Annotated in this window: 16 protein-coding genes and 2 pseudogenes; 9 read left to right on the top strand and 9 right to left on the bottom strand. The window is 61.2% G+C overall.

Features of this window, described 5'->3' with window-relative positions; translation table 11 throughout:
* The first annotated feature begins 497 nt into the window (after positions 1-497).
* A complete protein-coding gene (locus F753_RS49670; protein ID WP_003299325.1) occupies positions 498-635 on the top strand; it encodes a hypothetical protein in 138 nt (45 codons plus the stop codon).
* An 18-nt stretch (positions 636-653) separates the two neighbouring features.
* On the opposite strand, the gene F753_RS26145 is transcribed toward F753_RS49670, so the two are convergent.
* The gene (locus F753_RS26145) at positions 654-1,499 is read right to left on the bottom strand and encodes a GNAT family N-acetyltransferase (RefSeq protein ID WP_023443768.1); all 846 of its coding nucleotides are present in this window, start codon (positions 1,497-1,499) and stop codon (positions 654-656) included.
* Between the two features lie 155 nt (positions 1,500-1,654).
* Between F753_RS26145 and F753_RS26150 the strand changes: the two genes are divergently transcribed.
* From F753_RS26150 to F753_RS50220, 4 genes and pseudogenes are all read left to right on the top strand, one after another.
* Positions 1,655-3,592, top strand: coding sequence for a sodium:solute symporter family protein (locus tag F753_RS26150; protein ID WP_023443769.1), 1,938 nt, complete (start codon positions 1,655-1,657; stop codon positions 3,590-3,592).
* 269 nt (positions 3,593-3,861) lie between these two features.
* Positions 3,862-4,095: pseudogene (locus F753_RS50215) on the top strand (hypothetical protein); the annotation flags it as partial.
* A gap of 55 nt (positions 4,096-4,150) precedes the next feature.
* Positions 4,151-5,179: an IS30-like element ISPfl2 family transposase gene (locus tag F753_RS26155; RefSeq protein WP_011805384.1), complete on the top strand. Its 1,029-nt coding sequence runs from the start codon at positions 4,151-4,153 to the stop codon at positions 5,177-5,179.
* A 31-nt stretch (positions 5,180-5,210) separates the two neighbouring features.
* Positions 5,211-5,521, top strand: a pseudogene (locus tag F753_RS50220) (hypothetical protein); the annotation flags it as partial.
* Between the two features lie 112 nt (positions 5,522-5,633).
* Here the strand turns inward: F753_RS50220 and F753_RS26165 are convergent.
* The 3 genes from F753_RS26165 to F753_RS26175 all read right to left on the bottom strand — a co-directional run bounded on the left by F753_RS26165 (position 5,634) and on the right by F753_RS26175 (position 7,605).
* Positions 5,634-6,425, bottom strand: coding sequence for an SIR2 family protein (locus F753_RS26165; RefSeq protein WP_014819934.1), 792 nt, complete (start codon positions 6,423-6,425; stop codon positions 5,634-5,636).
* A gap of 6 nt (positions 6,426-6,431) precedes the next feature.
* Positions 6,432-6,980, bottom strand: a complete 549-nt coding sequence (locus F753_RS26170) for a non-canonical purine NTP pyrophosphatase (protein WP_023443771.1) — start codon at positions 6,978-6,980, stop codon at positions 6,432-6,434.
* A gap of 184 nt (positions 6,981-7,164) precedes the next feature.
* Positions 7,165-7,605, bottom strand: coding sequence for a group II truncated hemoglobin (locus tag F753_RS26175; protein WP_023443772.1), 441 nt, complete (start codon positions 7,603-7,605; stop codon positions 7,165-7,167).
* A 135-nt stretch (positions 7,606-7,740) separates the two neighbouring features.
* Here F753_RS26175 and F753_RS26180 point away from each other — a divergent pair, with 135 nt between their 5' ends.
* On the top strand, positions 7,741-8,172 hold the full coding sequence (locus F753_RS26180; protein WP_003299314.1) for a universal stress protein: 432 nt from the start codon (positions 7,741-7,743) through the stop codon (positions 8,170-8,172).
* 21 nt (positions 8,173-8,193) lie between these two features.
* On the opposite strand, the gene F753_RS26185 is transcribed toward F753_RS26180, so the two are convergent.
* Both F753_RS26185 and F753_RS26190 read right to left on the bottom strand, forming a co-directional pair.
* Positions 8,194-8,538 (bottom strand): YajD family HNH nuclease, encoded by a 345-nt coding sequence (locus F753_RS26185; protein ID WP_003299313.1) that lies wholly within the window; start codon positions 8,536-8,538, stop codon positions 8,194-8,196.
* A 93-nt stretch (positions 8,539-8,631) separates the two neighbouring features.
* A complete protein-coding gene (locus F753_RS26190; protein ID WP_014819936.1) occupies positions 8,632-9,330 on the bottom strand; it encodes a YebC/PmpR family DNA-binding transcriptional regulator in 699 nt (232 codons plus the stop codon).
* Between the two features lie 215 nt (positions 9,331-9,545).
* On the opposite strand from F753_RS26190, the gene F753_RS26195 reads away from it, so the two are divergent.
* The gene (locus F753_RS26195) at positions 9,546-10,430 is read left to right on the top strand and encodes an EamA family transporter (RefSeq protein ID WP_023443773.1); all 885 of its coding nucleotides are present in this window, start codon (positions 9,546-9,548) and stop codon (positions 10,428-10,430) included.
* A gap of 38 nt (positions 10,431-10,468) precedes the next feature.
* On the opposite strand, the gene F753_RS49440 is transcribed toward F753_RS26195, so the two are convergent.
* The 3 genes from F753_RS49440 to F753_RS26210 all read right to left on the bottom strand — a co-directional run bounded on the left by F753_RS49440 (position 10,469) and on the right by F753_RS26210 (position 11,829).
* The gene (locus F753_RS49440) at positions 10,469-10,606 is read right to left on the bottom strand and encodes a hypothetical protein (RefSeq protein ID WP_156924007.1); all 138 of its coding nucleotides are present in this window, start codon (positions 10,604-10,606) and stop codon (positions 10,469-10,471) included.
* Positions 10,607-10,921: 315 nt separating this feature from the next.
* Entirely contained in the window at positions 10,922-11,635 is a 714-nt protein-coding gene (locus F753_RS26205; RefSeq protein WP_023443775.1) for an MOSC domain-containing protein, read from the bottom strand.
* Positions 11,632-11,829: a hypothetical protein gene (locus F753_RS26210; protein ID WP_023443776.1), complete on the bottom strand. Its 198-nt coding sequence runs from the start codon at positions 11,827-11,829 to the stop codon at positions 11,632-11,634. Before F753_RS26210 ends, F753_RS26205 begins: the two co-directional genes overlap by 4 nt.
* Before the next feature lie 107 nt (positions 11,830-11,936).
* Here F753_RS26210 and dgt point away from each other — a divergent pair, with 107 nt between their 5' ends.
* Together dgt and F753_RS26220 are read left to right on the top strand one after the other, a co-directional pair.
* Positions 11,937-13,433, top strand: a complete 1,497-nt coding sequence (gene dgt, locus F753_RS26215; RefSeq protein ID WP_023443777.1) for a dGTPase — start codon at positions 11,937-11,939, stop codon at positions 13,431-13,433.
* A 280-nt stretch (positions 13,434-13,713) separates the two neighbouring features.
* Positions 13,714-14,922: an ammonium transporter gene (locus F753_RS26220; RefSeq protein ID WP_023443778.1), complete on the top strand. Its 1,209-nt coding sequence runs from the start codon at positions 13,714-13,716 to the stop codon at positions 14,920-14,922.

The following is a 14,922-nucleotide window of genomic DNA, read 5'->3' on the forward strand; positions in this document are numbered from 1 at the left end:
CGCTGCTGCACTCTTCCTGACCCCTTACACACGCGGCCTTGGGTCGATCCCTTGGCTTAATCCGTTGCGGTCGATTTTCTTGGTTGTCCTCTCCCTGTGTACGCATTTGCTTACAAACGTTGTAAGCAAAGCCCACGAAACAGCTACGGCGACCGGCGATTTATGCCCGACTCACTACGCAACTTACTGATTTTTATAGAAATTATTAGATGCTCTGGATGGGCCAGGCAGTGCTGCGGCTGGATGCCACAGCTTGTTGTCGTCACGCCGATCATTAATATCGCACCCGTGCTCAGGGATTAGCGCGGCCTTCAGGATGAAGGTCAAGGACCGCCGCAGGAAGCGGTGTCATCCAGGAAGATGAGAAGGGATACAGGGAACAAGGAAGGAGGCGGGCGGGGGCAAACCCGCCCCTTTTTTTTGCCTGCGAGAAACTCCCGCTGAACCGAGTGGCCGGGGCACGGCCTAATGGGAACAGTCCATCAGCGGAGAACCACATGAACGGCGACCAGCACAACGACCAGCCCACCAAAGAGCAGGACGACGTGACCCGTCGGCCGGATGAGGCTGACGAAGATCAGCTCGATGAGGCTATCGAAGAAACCTTTCCAGCCAGCGATCCGATCTCGCCCTGATCAACCGGAGGCGCACGCTCAAACGGCTTGTTCCTTCCCCTCCGTACGCATCAATAGCGCAGGCATGATATGCCTGCGCAACAGCGGCGCCACATCCTCCCTCGCGCATGGCGCGATCTCCATCCAACCCAGTTCTTCCAGTTCGGCCTGCACCTTCACTGCGTGGGGCAGGCGTCCGATGAACACATCCGCCTCCACCTGATGGTCCGGCTCGTTGGCAGCCGGTGCGCGGAAGTGCCCGAACGACTCGAGGTCATCATCCTCGAGCCTCAGGTCGAGTTCTTCATGAAGCTCACGCTTGAGGGTTTGCAGAGGTGTTTCGCCCGGCTCTGCCTTGCCCCCGGGGAGCATGAAGAAGCGGGTGCTGCGTTTGCGCACGACCAGGAGGCGTCCGCGTTCGTCGATCAGGCAGGCGATGGCGATGTTCAGGGTTGCAGCTGGCATGGGCATCATCCTTCGGTCATGGAGCAGGGCAATCAGTGCCTTGGTCCGTCGGTAGCGGGCCAGTCGGTCGGCCAGGGTGTCAGGCAGCTGGTCCGTCATGACGAAGCCAAGTCGCGTATAGAAATCCAGAAGTTCCGGTTTACAGAACAGCCAGACCGGTCCGCTGTTCGACATCAGCGCTTCGCGTACAAGCTGCGCGCCGATGCCGCGGCTCCGCTGCGAAGGGCTCACCAACAAGCCGGTCAGAAAATGCCCATCCGCTACTGGCGTCAGGCAGAGCCCACCGAGGATAGCGCCGCGCCGGGCCACCCAGCATGTGGCCTCGGGACGTATGCGGTTACGGCTGTTGTGGGCTCGATAGAACCTGACCAGCAGCGGCTGCAGAGCCTTGGGGAGCGGCGAATAGTCGAGAGTGGGCATGACCGACCGTGGATTCTTCGAGGGCGCTAGTCTAGCGCCTGAGCTGCGATCGCCATACGCCCTGTATCCGACCGCTGCCGTTCATCCGTTCGCTGCATCTTTTCCGTCGTCTTGGCGCTCTCACCCTTAGCGTTTCCAACGACAGGAATAACAACATGTTGGATCTACTGATTGTGCTCGCATTCGTTTTCTACGGCCTTTCGGCAGGGATGCGCGCCCGCTCCAAAGCCTCGCAGAGCCTTCACGAATACTTTCTTGCCGGACGAACCATCAAGGGCTGGCGCGCAGGTGTGTCGATGTCCGCCACGCAGTTCGCGGCCGATACGCCGTTGCTGGTCAGCGGTCTGGTCGCGACTGCCGGGGTTTTTGCGTTGTGGCGGCTGTGGATATATGGGTTGGCATTCCTGCTGCTGGCATGGGTATTCGCCTCCGGCTGGCGCCGTGCCGGGGTGCTCACCGACGCCGAACTAACTCGTGTGCGCTACAGCGGTCCCGCAGTGGTGCCGTTGCGGCTGTTCAAGGCGATCTATTACGGCACCGTTATCAACTGTGTGGTGCTGGCAATGGTACTGGTCGCGGCCATTCGCATTGCCGAGGTGTTTCTGCCATGGCACGAGTGGCTGCCGGGCGGCGTCTACGCGGTGATCATGGGCGCAGTGGAAGCCAGCGGCATACGGCTTGGTGAGAGCATCAGTGGGCTCGATCAGCTGACGACCAGCACCAACAATCTCATTTCGATCCTGTTGATCCTGACCTTCACGGCGATGTACTCGATCACCGGAGGCCTGCGTGCGGTGGTGCAGACCGATGTCATGCAGTTCAGCGTGGCGATGCTGGGTACGTTGGTATACGCCTGGTTCGTGGTGGACGCAGCCGGTGGACTGGGCGGCCTGACCGATCGGATCGTCGAGCTGTATGGCAGCGAGCAGGCGGCCAAGATGCTTTCGTTCTCGCCGCCGAGCAATGCCGGCGAGGCGCTGACGCCATTTCTGGTGATCGTCGGTTTGCAGTGGCTGTTCCAGATGAATTCCGACGGTACCGGATACCTGGCGCAGCGCAGCATGGCTTGCCCGACAGATCGTGAGGCGCGTATTGCCGGTTTGGTATTCACCTGGCTGCAGATATTCCTGCGCAGCCTGTTCTGGCTGGCGATAGCGATCGGTCTGCTGGTGCTGTATCCGTTCAGTCCAGAAGAGATGAGTGGTGAAGGCTTCACCGCTGCGCGCGAGGCGCTGTTCGTCACCGGTATCGAAGAATTGCTACCGCCGGGTTTCCGCGGGTTGATGCTGGTGGGCCTACTGGCGGCCCTGGCGTCGACCGTGGATACGCATCTCAATTGGGGCGCTTCGTACTGGAGCAATGATGTCTATGGTGGGGTCGTCGCGCCGAAGCTGCTCAAGCGCAAGCCCAAGGACAAAGAGCTGGTTCTGGTTGCGCGTCTTTCCAACGTGCTGATCCTGCTGATCGCGATGGTCATCATGGCCAACCTCGGTTCGATCCAGACGGCGTGGTTCATCTCCTTGCTGTTCGGTGCCGGAATGGGATCGGTGCTGGTACTGCGCTGGCTCTGGGAGAGGATCAATCTGTACTCCGAGCTGACGGCAATGATCGCATCGCTGATCACCGCGCCCTTGCTGCTCTACTACTTGGGCACCGATCCGGAGCGTGAGTGGATACGTCTGGGCATCATGTCCCTGGTTACCTGCAGCGCCGCGATTCTGGTCAGCTACATCACCCCGCCCACGGACAAGGAGACGCTGGATCGCTTCTATCGCAGGGTGCGGCCGTTCGGCTTCTGGGGACAGACCGCCGTGCGTTGTGGCGTCTCACGCCGGGAGTCGCTCAAGGCCCTCGGTGTACGCCTGTTTGCGGTAGGCGTTACGGCGCTATCGGTCTTCACGTTATTGATCGGCGTGGGGCGGTTGCTGTTTCCACAGCCGGAAGGAAGTTCTGTGCTGGCGTGGATATGTATCGCCGTTGGGTTGGCCTTGACACCCGTGTGGATGTATCTCGCGTTCAGCCGTTATTTCGATGATGAACGGGAAGATGATGTGCTTGAACTTCACGAGAAGAGTGCGGATGTGGCTGGCTGATTTATTGGAAGGGTTTATATGTATATCACGCAACGATTCTATAATTGCCTTTCTAATATCTATTTGAAGGCTGTCGTGCTGGCATAACAATATCGCGTTCTAGGCTAATTTTATAAAAATCATCGAATTGACGCTTTTTTCTATTGTTTTGCATGAAAAGCCGGTCATTCGTCGATTCCTTTGAGCAGTCTCAGGGTTTACATGCTTGTCTCAGGAATACGCATTGCTATTGCGTATTTCATAACAAGCACAAAAGCAGAGGTGCCGTCATGAATCGACTTTTCAAAACTTCCTTAATGGTTGCCGCTATGCTTCCGGCTGTTGCCGGTGCGGCTCCCATGACCGGTGACAAGGAAATCACATTGGGTGGTGCAGGAAGCAGCGACAAGGACTTTGACGATACTGTTTTTTCCGTACAGGGAAGTTGGGGTCAGTATTTAAGCGAATCTTCTCTCTGGGGTGTCCGGCAGACTGTCAATGCGCGTGATACCGAGGGAGAAAGTGGGCGGCCGCAAAAACTGAGTGCAACACCTGACCTTTCCGGTACGGTGTTGCCCCATGTCCTATTCCGAACTCAGCGTCGAAGAGCGCGCCGCCATTCAACTCGGTCAAGCCCAAGGTTTCAGCCTGCGCGGGATTGCTCGCCTGATCAACCGATCGCCCTCGACCATCAGCCGCGAGCTGAGACGCAATCAAGACGGCATTGGTGCTTACGCGGCCCGTAGCGCCCAACAACAGATGAGGATTCGGCGCCAAGCCTGCCGGCCCAAGCGCAAGCTGCTGCCGGGCAGTGAGCGCTTCGAGTTGGTGGTCCACATGCTGCGTGAGCGTTTGTCTCCCGAGCAGATTGCCGGCAAGCTGCGCAGCATGAACATTTCCAGCCTTAGAGATGCCTACGTCTGTCGCGAGACGATCTACAACGCGATCTATGCCCTGCCGGTCGGCGAACTGCGCAAGGAGCTGATCATCTGCCTGCGCCAAGGCAAGACGGCCCGCCGGCCGCGCTCTGGCGGTGTAGATCGGCGCGGCCAGATCCCCGAGATGGTCAGTATCCACGTGCGCCCGCCGGAGATCGAAGACCGACTGATGCCGGGCCATTGGGAAGGCGACCTGATCAAGGGCAAGGCCAACGCCTCGTCCGTAGGCACCTTGGTAGAGCGCACCAGTGGCTACCTGATCCTGGTGAAGATGAACGACGCGACGGCGACCTCGGCGATGGAAGGTTTCAGCGCGGCGCTCAATCGCATGCCGCTGGCGATGCGCAAGAGCATGACCTACGACCAGGGGCGGGAGATGGCGCGGCACGCCGAGATCACCCAGAAGACCGGGGTGGCGATCTACTTCTGCGACCCGCACAGTCCTTGGCAGCGCGGCAGCAACGAAAACATCAATGGCTTGATCCGCCAGTACCTGCCCAAGGGCACAGACCTGTCGGTACACAGCCAGGAAGAGCTGGATGCCATTGCACTGCAATTGAATATGCGCCCGCGCAAGCGCTTCGACTTCAAATGCCCGATTGAAGTCATGAGCGAGGTGATGCAAGAAGCCATGGCTATGCGGCATGATGCTCCAGCTTCAATTCAATAACCGTGTTGCACTCAGCTCCTGAAACCGCCGTGTCAAGTTCGATGGCTCGACTCGCGTCTTCTATGACTATCACTTCGGCACCGGCAAGGCACGGCCTTTCATCGGTGCGAGCATTGGTGGTGTCTACGGTGACCGGGTAGACGAGACGTTCATGGCGGGGCCGGGAGGCGGCTTCAAGTACTGGGGTCAGGACAAGTCGGCTTCAAGTACTGGGTTCAGGACAAGACGTTCATTACCGCGATGGCGGAATATCAGTTCCTGTTCAAGAGCGGCAGCGATGCACAGGATCGATATGATGACGGAGTGTTCCTCTACAGCATCGGTGTTGGCTTCAACTACTGATCAGGACATGCGCGATGTCACCCGACATCGCGCATGCTAAATTGCCTGTGTCTTCGTCAAAGTGCCGTTTCGCTTGTTTTAATGCCGCTTCGCTTGTTTTTGGAAAAGGCTCTCAGGTTTCAACCAGTTGCTGCAGGAAGTTCTTCAGCGCAACGCCGGGTTCATCGTCTTCCGATGCAATCATGCGAATGCCCCATTGCCTCAACACTTCTTCCTGAACCGGGTTCGGCTTGTGTGAGAACACATATGAAATGGGCCGTACACCGAGCGTCTCGTGCTCGTTCCATATCTTCGACAGCTTGTGAAATAGCAGACGTATATTGGTATCGGAAAGACTGTATCCGATAAACAGAACGGCCTTGCTCAATGTGTCGGCGCGTAACTTGATATCCAGCGGCGTTTCGAACTGCAGGCGCTGGTAGTAGCTGGTCTCGTCAAGCACGATCGAGGCGTCATCATCGAAGTCACCGTGGAACTTGACGATCTGCCTGACGCCATCACGGGCCTTGGTCAGGTCACTGGCGTTGGCGATCTTGATGTAGTCCACCGCATGGGCGTCATGGGCGTACTCCAGCCAACGGTCATAGTTGGTGGTATAGATCGCCGGAAAACGGCCACGCACGATCAGCCGATGAATTTCCGAGTCTCGTATTTCGATGTCGCGATGCCACTCACGGTCCATCCAGCTGCGCAGCGGGCCGATGCTGCCTTTCTTGATCCGGTAGTACTCGGCCAGAGCGAGGAAATTGCCGTAGGTGTTGAACACCTCCGGGTCGTAGTCGAGCTGCACGGCGATCTCGTCGATCAGCTCCTTCCACGGCGGCAAGCCAATGTTGGCGGATACGCCGGAACCGACAAAAAGGATCAGGCGATTGTTCCGGTACGCTTCGCGGAGCTGGTCCATGGTTGCTCAGGACTCCCGCAGATAGGCGACGAAGGCGTCGAGTGCGCGCCGGCGCATGGAAAGACCGTTCTTTTGCGTGCCCAGCTGCGCGAACGTCTGGGTCTGGCCTTCGGGAATGAATACGTTGTCCCATTCGAAGCCGCCATGCCCGGCTGGCGACGGTGCGATGCGCCCGGCGACCACGCCTTCGAAGAAATGCCGTTTGCGACCGTCGCAATAGCCGATCAGGGTCCGCGCCTCGGCGGCCGGATCGTCCAGCCGCCCGATCAGCTCCGAGAATCGCTCGGCCTGCAGTCGGTCCCAGAAGATCTGCGTCAGCCCGCCGGGAAAGCCGTTGAGGCTGTTGATGAAAAGCCCGGTGTGTTCGACGAAGACCGGTTTACCGATCATCTTGAAGGCGACCAGCAGCTTGTCGCTGACCAGCTGGTGCAGGTCCTCGGTACGCAGCTCCTCGATACGGATGGGGAAGGGCTTCACCTCGATTCCGCTGGGCTGGAGAATCTCGCAAACCTCGAGGATCTTCTGCGGGTTGATGGACGCGAAGCGGATTTTCATGGAACGAGCCAGCTCGGTTTCGACGGATGAACGCTGCCGCCACGACGGCCGCCCTTGTCTGTATGACGCAAGGTGAGTGGCTCGGTTCTCCTGCCCAGCGGATTAATCGATCAGGCGCGCCTATGGACGTTGCAGCGCCACGTCTTAAACGAATGACATTGCAGCCTCTGGCGGGGAGGGCGCTTCAGCTCCGGCCCGGACGCATCGGGCAGGCTGCCTGCACCTGGCGGATGCGCTCGGCGGGGACGCGCAGCTGCCGTAGCAGGTACTCGGCGAATTCCGGCGTGAATGGCTGACGGGCGATGGCCTGTTCCATGCAGAACAGCCAGGCATCGCGTTCGGCTTCGCCGACCTGCCAGCGGGTATGGAACTGCGGAATGCTGATGCCGCCATACTTCTCTGCGTATCGCTTCGGGCCGCCCAGCCAGCCGCTCAGAAAGCTCGCCAGCCGGTCCCGGGCGTCGCTCACGTCCGCCGGATACATTGCACGAACGCCCGCGGCCTCTGGCGCCAGGTCCATCACCTGGTAGAAGTCCGCGACCAGCCGTTGCAGGCCCGGTTCGCCGCCGGCTGCCTGGAACGAGGCGTCGCCGACGCCGAATGCGGGACCTTGATCGGGGTTCATCAGACTCGTCTCTGGCTCGTTGAAAGGGCGCGAGATGATGCGCGCTTGTGCCAGATCAAAACAAGTGCGAGCAGCGCCCGCAACGCGCAGGCAGCTGGTCTAAGCTGAAGGTCCACACAACAGCGGAGACAGGAAATGCGCAGGCTTCTGGTTGCATACGATGGTTCGGACAACGCCAAGCGCGCCCTGCAGTATGTCGTCGATCTGGCGCGGGATACCGGGATCGCGCTACAGGTGCATGTGGTCAACGTTCAGCACGAACCGATCATCTACGGCGAATACGTGACGTCGGCGATGATCGATGAACTCAACAACGGCCTGATGGCCAAGGCGCGCTCCGTGCTCGACGAAGCGGCAGCCGTGTTGCAGGCCGGCGGCCTGAGCTGCGAAACCCATGCGCTGCTTGGCAATGTTGCCGAGCAGGTCAACGACGCGGTCAAGCGGCTGGGCTGCGACACGGTGGTGATGGGCACCCGTGGTCTGGGCAGCTTCACCGGGATGCTGATGGGCTCGGTGGCGAACCGGGTGATCCATGAGGTATCGGTCCCGGTGCTCTTGGTCAAGTGAGCTGAATGTCGGTCTGGCCGATCAGTCCTGCTTGCCCTTGAGCAGATCGGCCAGGTTGGCGAAGGCCTTGAAGGTTTCCTTCGGGCCCAGGTCGCTGCCCGGCCTGGCTTCGGCCTGGTACTGGTTGTCGGTGTAGCGGGAATGCTCGTTGTCGTGGCAGTACAGGCAGAGCAGCTCCCAGTTCGAGCCATCCTCGGGGTTGTTGTCGTGGTTGTGGTCCTTGTGGTGGACCGTCAACTCGCTCAGGCGCTTGCCGGAAAATTCCCGCGCGCAACGACCGCAGACCCAGGGATACATCTTCAGTGCTTTTTCCCGATAGCCTTGTTCGCGCTGACTGTAGGGCGTGGTCGGTTTGCTGCTGCTCATGGTGAATGCTCGCCGGGTTCGTTGTTCGTCAGGGCCCACCCCCGCGTCGGCATCGCCACGCGCGGGAACAGCCCCAAGTAAAGTCGATGGCTGTCAGCCCGCCAAGCCGACGTAGACGTTCTGCACGTCATCGTGGGCGTCGATGGCCTCGAGGAAGGCTTCGACTTCTTCCAGTTCGGCACCGGACAGGCTGACCGGATTCTTCGGACGATAGCCCAGTTGCGCGGACTGCACGGTAAAGCCGAATTCCGGCAGCGCCTTGCACACGGCGTCGAGATCGGTGGGTTCGGTGATGAACAGCGTGCTGCCTTCGTCGGCTGCTTCGAAATCCTGCGCACCGGCCTCGATCGCGGCCATTTCGGCATCGGCGTCGCCTTCAGGCGCGGCTTCGATCATGCCGACGTGGTCGAAGTCCCAGCTCACCGAGCCGGAGGAGCCCAACTGGCCTTTGCGGAACAGCACGCGGATTTCGGCAACGGTGCGGTTGACGTTGTCGGTCAGGCACTCGACGATCAGTGGCACCTGATGCGGCGCGAAGCCTTCGTAGAGTGTGCGTTCGTAGTGGACCACCTCACCGCTGAGGCCTGCGCCTTTCTTGATGGCGCGCTCCAGGGTGTCCTTGGGCATCGAGGCCTTCTTCGCCTGTTCGACGACCAGGCGCAGGCGCGGATTCATGTCGGGGTCGGCACCGCTGCGGGCTGCGATCATGATTTCCTTCGACAGCTTTCCGAAGATCCTGCCCTTGGCGTTCGCCGCCGCTTCCTTATGCTTCGCTTTCCACTGTGCGCCCATGCTCGTCCCCGTCTGAAGTGATGAAGTCAGGCGCGGATTCTATAGCGTATTCCGGCCTTGCGTCGCCGGTGGCGGTCGAGCTTGACGTGTGCTGCCCGTGTCAGGGCGATGGGCGGTTGCTCCGCACTGTGCCGCTCATTTTGGCGATCACTGTATGGAGCGCTCATCGGAAGCGGCGTCTTTAATGCATCTTTTACGCAACAGGGTGCGTCGCCATGTCGCCTCGGGATCTGCTGCTCGCGCTGGTCGTCATCGTCGTCTGGGGCATGAACTTCGTGGTGATCATGGTCGGCCTGCACGACGTGCCGCCGATGCTGCTGGGTGCGTTGCGTTTCATGCTGGCGGCCGTGCCGGCGGTGTTCTTCATCAAGCGTCCGCAGGTGCCGTTGCGCTGGATGCTGGCCTATGGGCTGACCATCTCGCTCGGGCAGTTCGCCTTTCTGTTCACCGCGATGAAACATGGCATGCCGGCCGGACTGGCCTCGCTGGTGCTGCAGTCGCAGGCGTTCTTCACGCTGTTCTTCGCGGCGCTGTTTCTCGGCGAGCGTTTGCGCGCAGCCAATTTGCTGGGACTGGTCATCGCGGCCTGCGGTCTGGCGATGATCGGCGCGCAGACCGGCCTGGGCATGACCCTGAGCGGTTTCGTGCTGACCATCTGCGCGGCGTCGATGTGGGCGCTGGGCAACATCGTCACACGCAAGGTCGGCAAGGTGAACCTGGTCGGGCTGGTGGTATGGGGCAGTCTGGTGCCGCCGCTGCCATTCCTGGCGCTGTCGCTATGGCTCGAGGGGCCGGCGGTGATCGAGGCGGCGCTGCGCGGCATTGGTTGGCAGACGATTCTGGTGCTGGCCTACCTGGCATTCGGCGCGACGATTCTCGGCTATGGCCTGTGGAGTCGCTTGCTGTCGCGTTACCCGGCGAGCCAGGTGGCCCCGTTCTCGCTGCTGGTGCCGGTGGTCGGGCTGACGTCAGCCAGCGTGTTGCTGGGCGAGCGGCTGGGGACGCTGCAATTGGGTGGGGCGTTGCTGGTGATGCTCGGCCTGGCGGTGAATGTCTGCGGTAGCTGGTTGTTCGGTCGGTTGCGTCTGGCCAGGGTCTGAAACGCCCGGCATCAGACCGGGCGTCGCAGCGATAAGGCTCAATGGGTGGCGGCGTGGGCGCCGAGCAGCGTAGTGCCCGAGCCACTCTTCTTGTCGCGCTTGGCCATCCGTTTTTCTTGCGCCGTTTTCATCGGCTTTTTCTTGCCGTTCTTCTTTGCGTCCATTCCCTTGCTCATGGTGTTCACCTCTGATTGCTGGCTGGACATGTCCTGATGTGCGAAGACCTGACTGTCGCTGCTGGAGCGAAGCCTGTTTCCGGCCTGTGTCTTCCATGACCGCTGCAGTATGGCACTGCTGGGCTGCATTGCACGCACTGCTTTGCTTAGGGCCTGTTCCCGTTTCGTCGCAAGCCGCGTTGCTGCACTAAATGGCGCCATGGCCGGGCGGCGTTCCGCAGGCGCGGGACGCAGGTAAAGGTGGTTCCCTTGCCAAGTCCCGCAACGCCGGATGGCGCCATTTGCCGCGCACGAAGCGGGAACAGCCCCTAGGTATCAGTCGAACAGGCTGTGCTGGTCGCGCTGGGCGCGAAGGGCGTCGTAACGCTGGCGGAAGATCGCCCGATAATGCATGGCCAGACGCGGCAGCTTCGCCAGTTGCTGCAGGTTGTCTTCAGTCAGGTTCTGATCGAGAAAGCAGCGCCACAGGTGCGCGACGTTGATCTGTGGGTGCGGGCGCTCGAGCAACTGCAACGTGTCGCCAGGACGCACGGTGCCTGGCTCGATGGTCCGGTAGAGCCAGCCGGTGCGGCCGCTCGCCGACAGCTCCCGTGCCAGGCCACACACACCGTGACGGTTGTCCAGCCTGATGCAGGGCGAGCGCGGCTGGCTGATCTCGATCAACGCGGTGCCCCAGCGAAGAAGATCGCCGATGCATACCTGCTCTTCGTCCAGCGCCTGGCTACCTATGTTCTCACCGAAGGCGCCGAGGCCAAGCCGCGCGCGCAGCGGCGGGAAGCGCTGCGACCAATACTGATAATGCTGGGTCGGGTAGTGGCAGAGGCTGCGATCCGGCCCGCCATGAAAACGCCGATCGGCGATCCGATCACCCTGCAGGCCATCCAGGCCCAGCCACAACGGGCCGTCGCTGGCTTGCTTGTCCATGGCGGTGGCTCTGCGACTATCCGGCAGCGGCGAAAACTGACGGCACAGCAATGGGCCGTCGACCGTCCAGGCTCCGAGCGAAGTGCGTGGCGCCTGCTGGGTCACGGCTGCTGTGCTCGGTTGAGCTGCTCCAGTTCGCGGCGGACCATGGCGGTGTATTCCGGTGGGCTGAGCTGATACAGCTCGGTGGCAACCCAGGCCAGCCAGCGCGAGCCCAGGGCCGCTTGCTGGTCCAGCAGGCGTTGGGCTTCGGCGCGGGCGCGCTCGGCATTGATCTGATGAAAATCTGCTCGACTCACGAATCGTCTCCGTCGCCGTACTCGGCGATGAAAGGGGCAGCGATGGTAAACCCGGAACGCTCGCGTTAGGCTCGATGGCTATTCTTTTTGCGCCGCGAGAACGATGCATGCCGGTGTCCATGAACTTCAAGCACAAAATCTCCCGCCAGCGCCCCTATGGCAAGGCCGAGGCGGACCTGCGGGCCAGCGATGGCAGCCTCGACGCCGTGCTGGACCAGCTGGAGAGCGATCGCGGGCGCATCATCAACTCGGCCGCGGTGCGCCGGCTGCAGCAGAAGACGCAGGTGTTTCCGCTGGAGCGCAATGCCGCGGTGCGCAGCCGCCTCACCCATTCGCTGGAAGTGCAGCAGACCGGCCGCTTCATCGTTCGCACCCTGTACAAGCAGCTCGGCCACCGAGCCGCGGAGTTCGGCCTGGACGGACTCGAGCCGGCGTTGCAGAGCCTGGTCGAGATGACCTGCCTGATGCACGATATCGGCAATCCGCCGTTCGGCCATTTCGGCGAGTACGCCATCGGCGAGTGGTTCGAGCGCAATCTCGACGCGCTGTTCACGGCCGCCGTGACGCCGGGGCAGGGCGATGCCGAGCTGCGTAAACGGATGCTGGTCGATCTCAAGCACTTCGAAGGCAATGCCCAGGCGGTTCGCCTGGTGGTCTCGCTGCAACGCCTCAACCTGACCTATACGCAGTCCGCCGGACTGCTCAAGTACGTCCGTCCGGCCTATCAGGCCAAGCCCGCGAAAGGCACGCCAGGCGCCTACCTGCTGAAGAAGCCCGGCTTCTATCTGTCCGAGGAACCCTTCGTGCGTGCGCTGCAGGTGGCGCTCGATCTGCAGCCGTGCACGCGTCACCCGCTGGCCTACGTGATGGAGGCCGCCGACGACATCGCCTATTGCCTTGCTGACATCGAGGATTCGGTGGAGAAGGGCATCTTCAGTATCGAACAGCTGGCGCAGCTGCTGCTCGCCAAGTTCGCGCTGCATGGTTCGGTCGATGCCCCGGTGCCGGGCGCGGAGCGCAGTTTCCGGGGCATGGTCAACTACGCGCTGGAACGCGCACAGAAGGAGCCGATCAACAAGGCCGGCGAGTTCTTCATCTGGCTGCGGGTGAACATGATCCACCCGCTGGTGCAGCACGCTGCGCGGCAGTTCATCGACAACATCGACGCGGTTTATCACGGCACCCTGGATCGCGCGTTGCTGGAGGACGACAGCCTGCCCAACGCCATCGTGCAGACCTTCAAGGATGTCGCGATGGAGCACGTGTTCTGCCATCGCGAGGTGGAAACGTTGCAACTGCAGGGCTATCGCATTCTCCAGGGCCTGCTCGACTTCTATGCGCCGCTGCTGCGCGTGCCGGCCACCGTGTTCGATGCACTCAGCCTCGGCACCTGCCGCAGCGAACCTCACCTGCAGATGCTAGCGCGACGCCTGCCCAACCAGCTCGTCAAGGCCTACCACGAAGCGCTCAAGGAGCACGCTGAGCAATCGGCGGATTGGCCTCTGTGGGAGTTCTACTACCGTAACCGGATGCTGCAGGACTACATCAGCGGCATGACCGACCAACTGGCTCAGGACGAGTATCGGGCCCTTTCCGCCCTCTGAGGGTGCGCTGCACCAGAACTGCCGCTGCGCTTGGTACGCGCCTTGCTTTTGCTTGGTGCAGCAGTCGTCGTGCGAGCCCCGCAATGGCGCACGACGGATTTCCGGTAGTTTCCTTAACCTGTTGATATCAAAGGTTTCATGGCGCTTCAGCGTTTCGCTGCAAGCAAGCTCCGGCTGCAGGTGACGGTGGCCTAGTATGGCGCGGTGATGCATCTCGGTGCATGCGTCTGGCGGAGGTAACCGTTTTGGTGCGATTTATCCGCTGAGGCTGTAGTAACCCATGGAAAACCTCAACAGCGCCGTGGAAACCCTGGTCCACGGTTCGAATACCCTGTTCATCCTGATGGGCGCGGTGATGGTGCTGGCCATGCACGCCGGCTTCGCCTTTCTCGAAGTCGGTACGGTACGTCTGAAGAATCAGGTCAACGCGTTATCGAAGATCATCACCGACTTCGCAGTGTCGACCCTGGCGTATTTCTTCATCGGCTACTGGGTCGCCTATGGCGTGACCTTCATGCAGCCGGCCGATCAGCTGGTGGTGGACCACGGCTACGCGCTGGTGAAGTTCTTCTTCCTGCTGACCTTCGCCGCGGCCATTCCGGCGATCATCTCCGGCGGTATCGCCGAGCGCGCGCGGTTCGGCCCGCAGCTGTGCGCCACACTGCTGATCGTCGCGTTCGTCTATCCGTTCTTCGAGGGCCTTATCTGGAACGGCAATTTCGGCTTCCAGGGCTGGCTCGAGCACCAGTTCGGTGCATCCTTCCATGACTTCGCCGGCTCCGTGGTGGTGCACGCCATGGGCGGCTGGCTGGCGTTCGGCGCGGTAGTGCTGCTGGGGCGGCGCAACGGTCGCTACCGGGATGGCAGGCTGGTGGCCTTCGCGCCGTCGAACATTCCGTTCCTGGCGCTGGGCTCGTGGATTCTCATCGTCGGCTGGTTCGGCTTCAACGTCATGAGCGCGCAGACCATCGAGGGTATCAGCGGGCTGGTTGCGGTGAATTCGTTGATGGCGATGGTTGGGGGCACTGCAGCGGCATGGCTCGCCGGGCGCAACGACCCGGGCTTCCTGCACAACGGCCCGCTGGCTGGCCTGGTGGCGGTCTGTGCCGGCTCCGATCTGATGCATCCGGTCGGCGCACTGGCTACTGGTGCGATCGCCGGAGCATTGTTCGTCTGGACGTTCACCGCTACGCAGAATCGCTGGAAGATCGACGATGTGCTGGGTGTCTGGCCACTGCACGGCCTGTGCGGGATCTGGGGCGGGGTGGCCTGCGGCATCTTCGGCCAGTCCGTGCTGGGCGGTCTGGGCGGCGTGAGCCTGATCAGTCAGGTGATCGGCAGCGGCATGGGCATGCTGGTGGCGCTACTCGGCGGCTTCGGCGTCTACGGCCTGCTCAAGCTGACCACAGGTATTCGCCTGAGCCAGGAGGAAGAGTTCAACGGCGCCGATCTTTCCATCCACCGGATCAGCGCGCTCAGCCAGGATTGA

Origin of the sequence: Stutzerimonas chloritidismutans AW-1 (assembly GCF_000495915.1) — a bacterium.
GTDB classification, from domain to species: Bacteria; Pseudomonadota; Gammaproteobacteria; order Pseudomonadales; family Pseudomonadaceae; genus Stutzerimonas; species Stutzerimonas chloritidismutans.

Bases quoted from the DNA above. Each gene is read 5' to 3' on its own strand.
- F753_RS49670 (WP_003299325.1), top strand. From the start codon at position 498: ATGAACGGCGACCAGCACAACGACCAGCCCACCAAAGAGCAGGACGAC.
- F753_RS26145 (WP_023443768.1), bottom strand. From the start codon at position 1,499: ATGCCCACTCTCGACTATTCGCCGCTCCCCAAGGCTCTGCAGCCGCTG.
- F753_RS26150 (WP_023443769.1), top strand. From the start codon at position 1,655: ATGTTGGATCTACTGATTGTGCTCGCATTCGTTTTCTACGGCCTTTCG.
- F753_RS26155 (WP_011805384.1), top strand. From the start codon at position 4,151: ATGTCCTATTCCGAACTCAGCGTCGAAGAGCGCGCCGCCATTCAACTC.
- F753_RS26165 (WP_014819934.1), bottom strand. From the start codon at position 6,425: ATGGACCAGCTCCGCGAAGCGTACCGGAACAATCGCCTGATCCTTTTT.
- F753_RS26170 (WP_023443771.1), bottom strand. From the start codon at position 6,980: ATGAAAATCCGCTTCGCGTCCATCAACCCGCAGAAGATCCTCGAGGTT.
- F753_RS26175 (WP_023443772.1), bottom strand. From the start codon at position 7,605: ATGAACCCCGATCAAGGTCCCGCATTCGGCGTCGGCGACGCCTCGTTC.
- F753_RS26180 (WP_003299314.1), top strand. From the start codon at position 7,741: ATGCGCAGGCTTCTGGTTGCATACGATGGTTCGGACAACGCCAAGCGC.
- F753_RS26185 (WP_003299313.1), bottom strand. From the start codon at position 8,538: ATGAGCAGCAGCAAACCGACCACGCCCTACAGTCAGCGCGAACAAGGC.
- F753_RS26190 (WP_014819936.1), bottom strand. From the start codon at position 9,330: ATGGGCGCACAGTGGAAAGCGAAGCATAAGGAAGCGGCGGCGAACGCC.
- F753_RS26195 (WP_023443773.1), top strand. From the start codon at position 9,546: ATGTCGCCTCGGGATCTGCTGCTCGCGCTGGTCGTCATCGTCGTCTGG.
- F753_RS49440 (WP_156924007.1), bottom strand. From the start codon at position 10,606: ATGAGCAAGGGAATGGACGCAAAGAAGAACGGCAAGAAAAAGCCGATG.
- dgt (WP_023443777.1), top strand. From the start codon at position 11,937: ATGCCGGTGTCCATGAACTTCAAGCACAAAATCTCCCGCCAGCGCCCC.
- F753_RS26220 (WP_023443778.1), top strand. From the start codon at position 13,714: ATGGAAAACCTCAACAGCGCCGTGGAAACCCTGGTCCACGGTTCGAAT.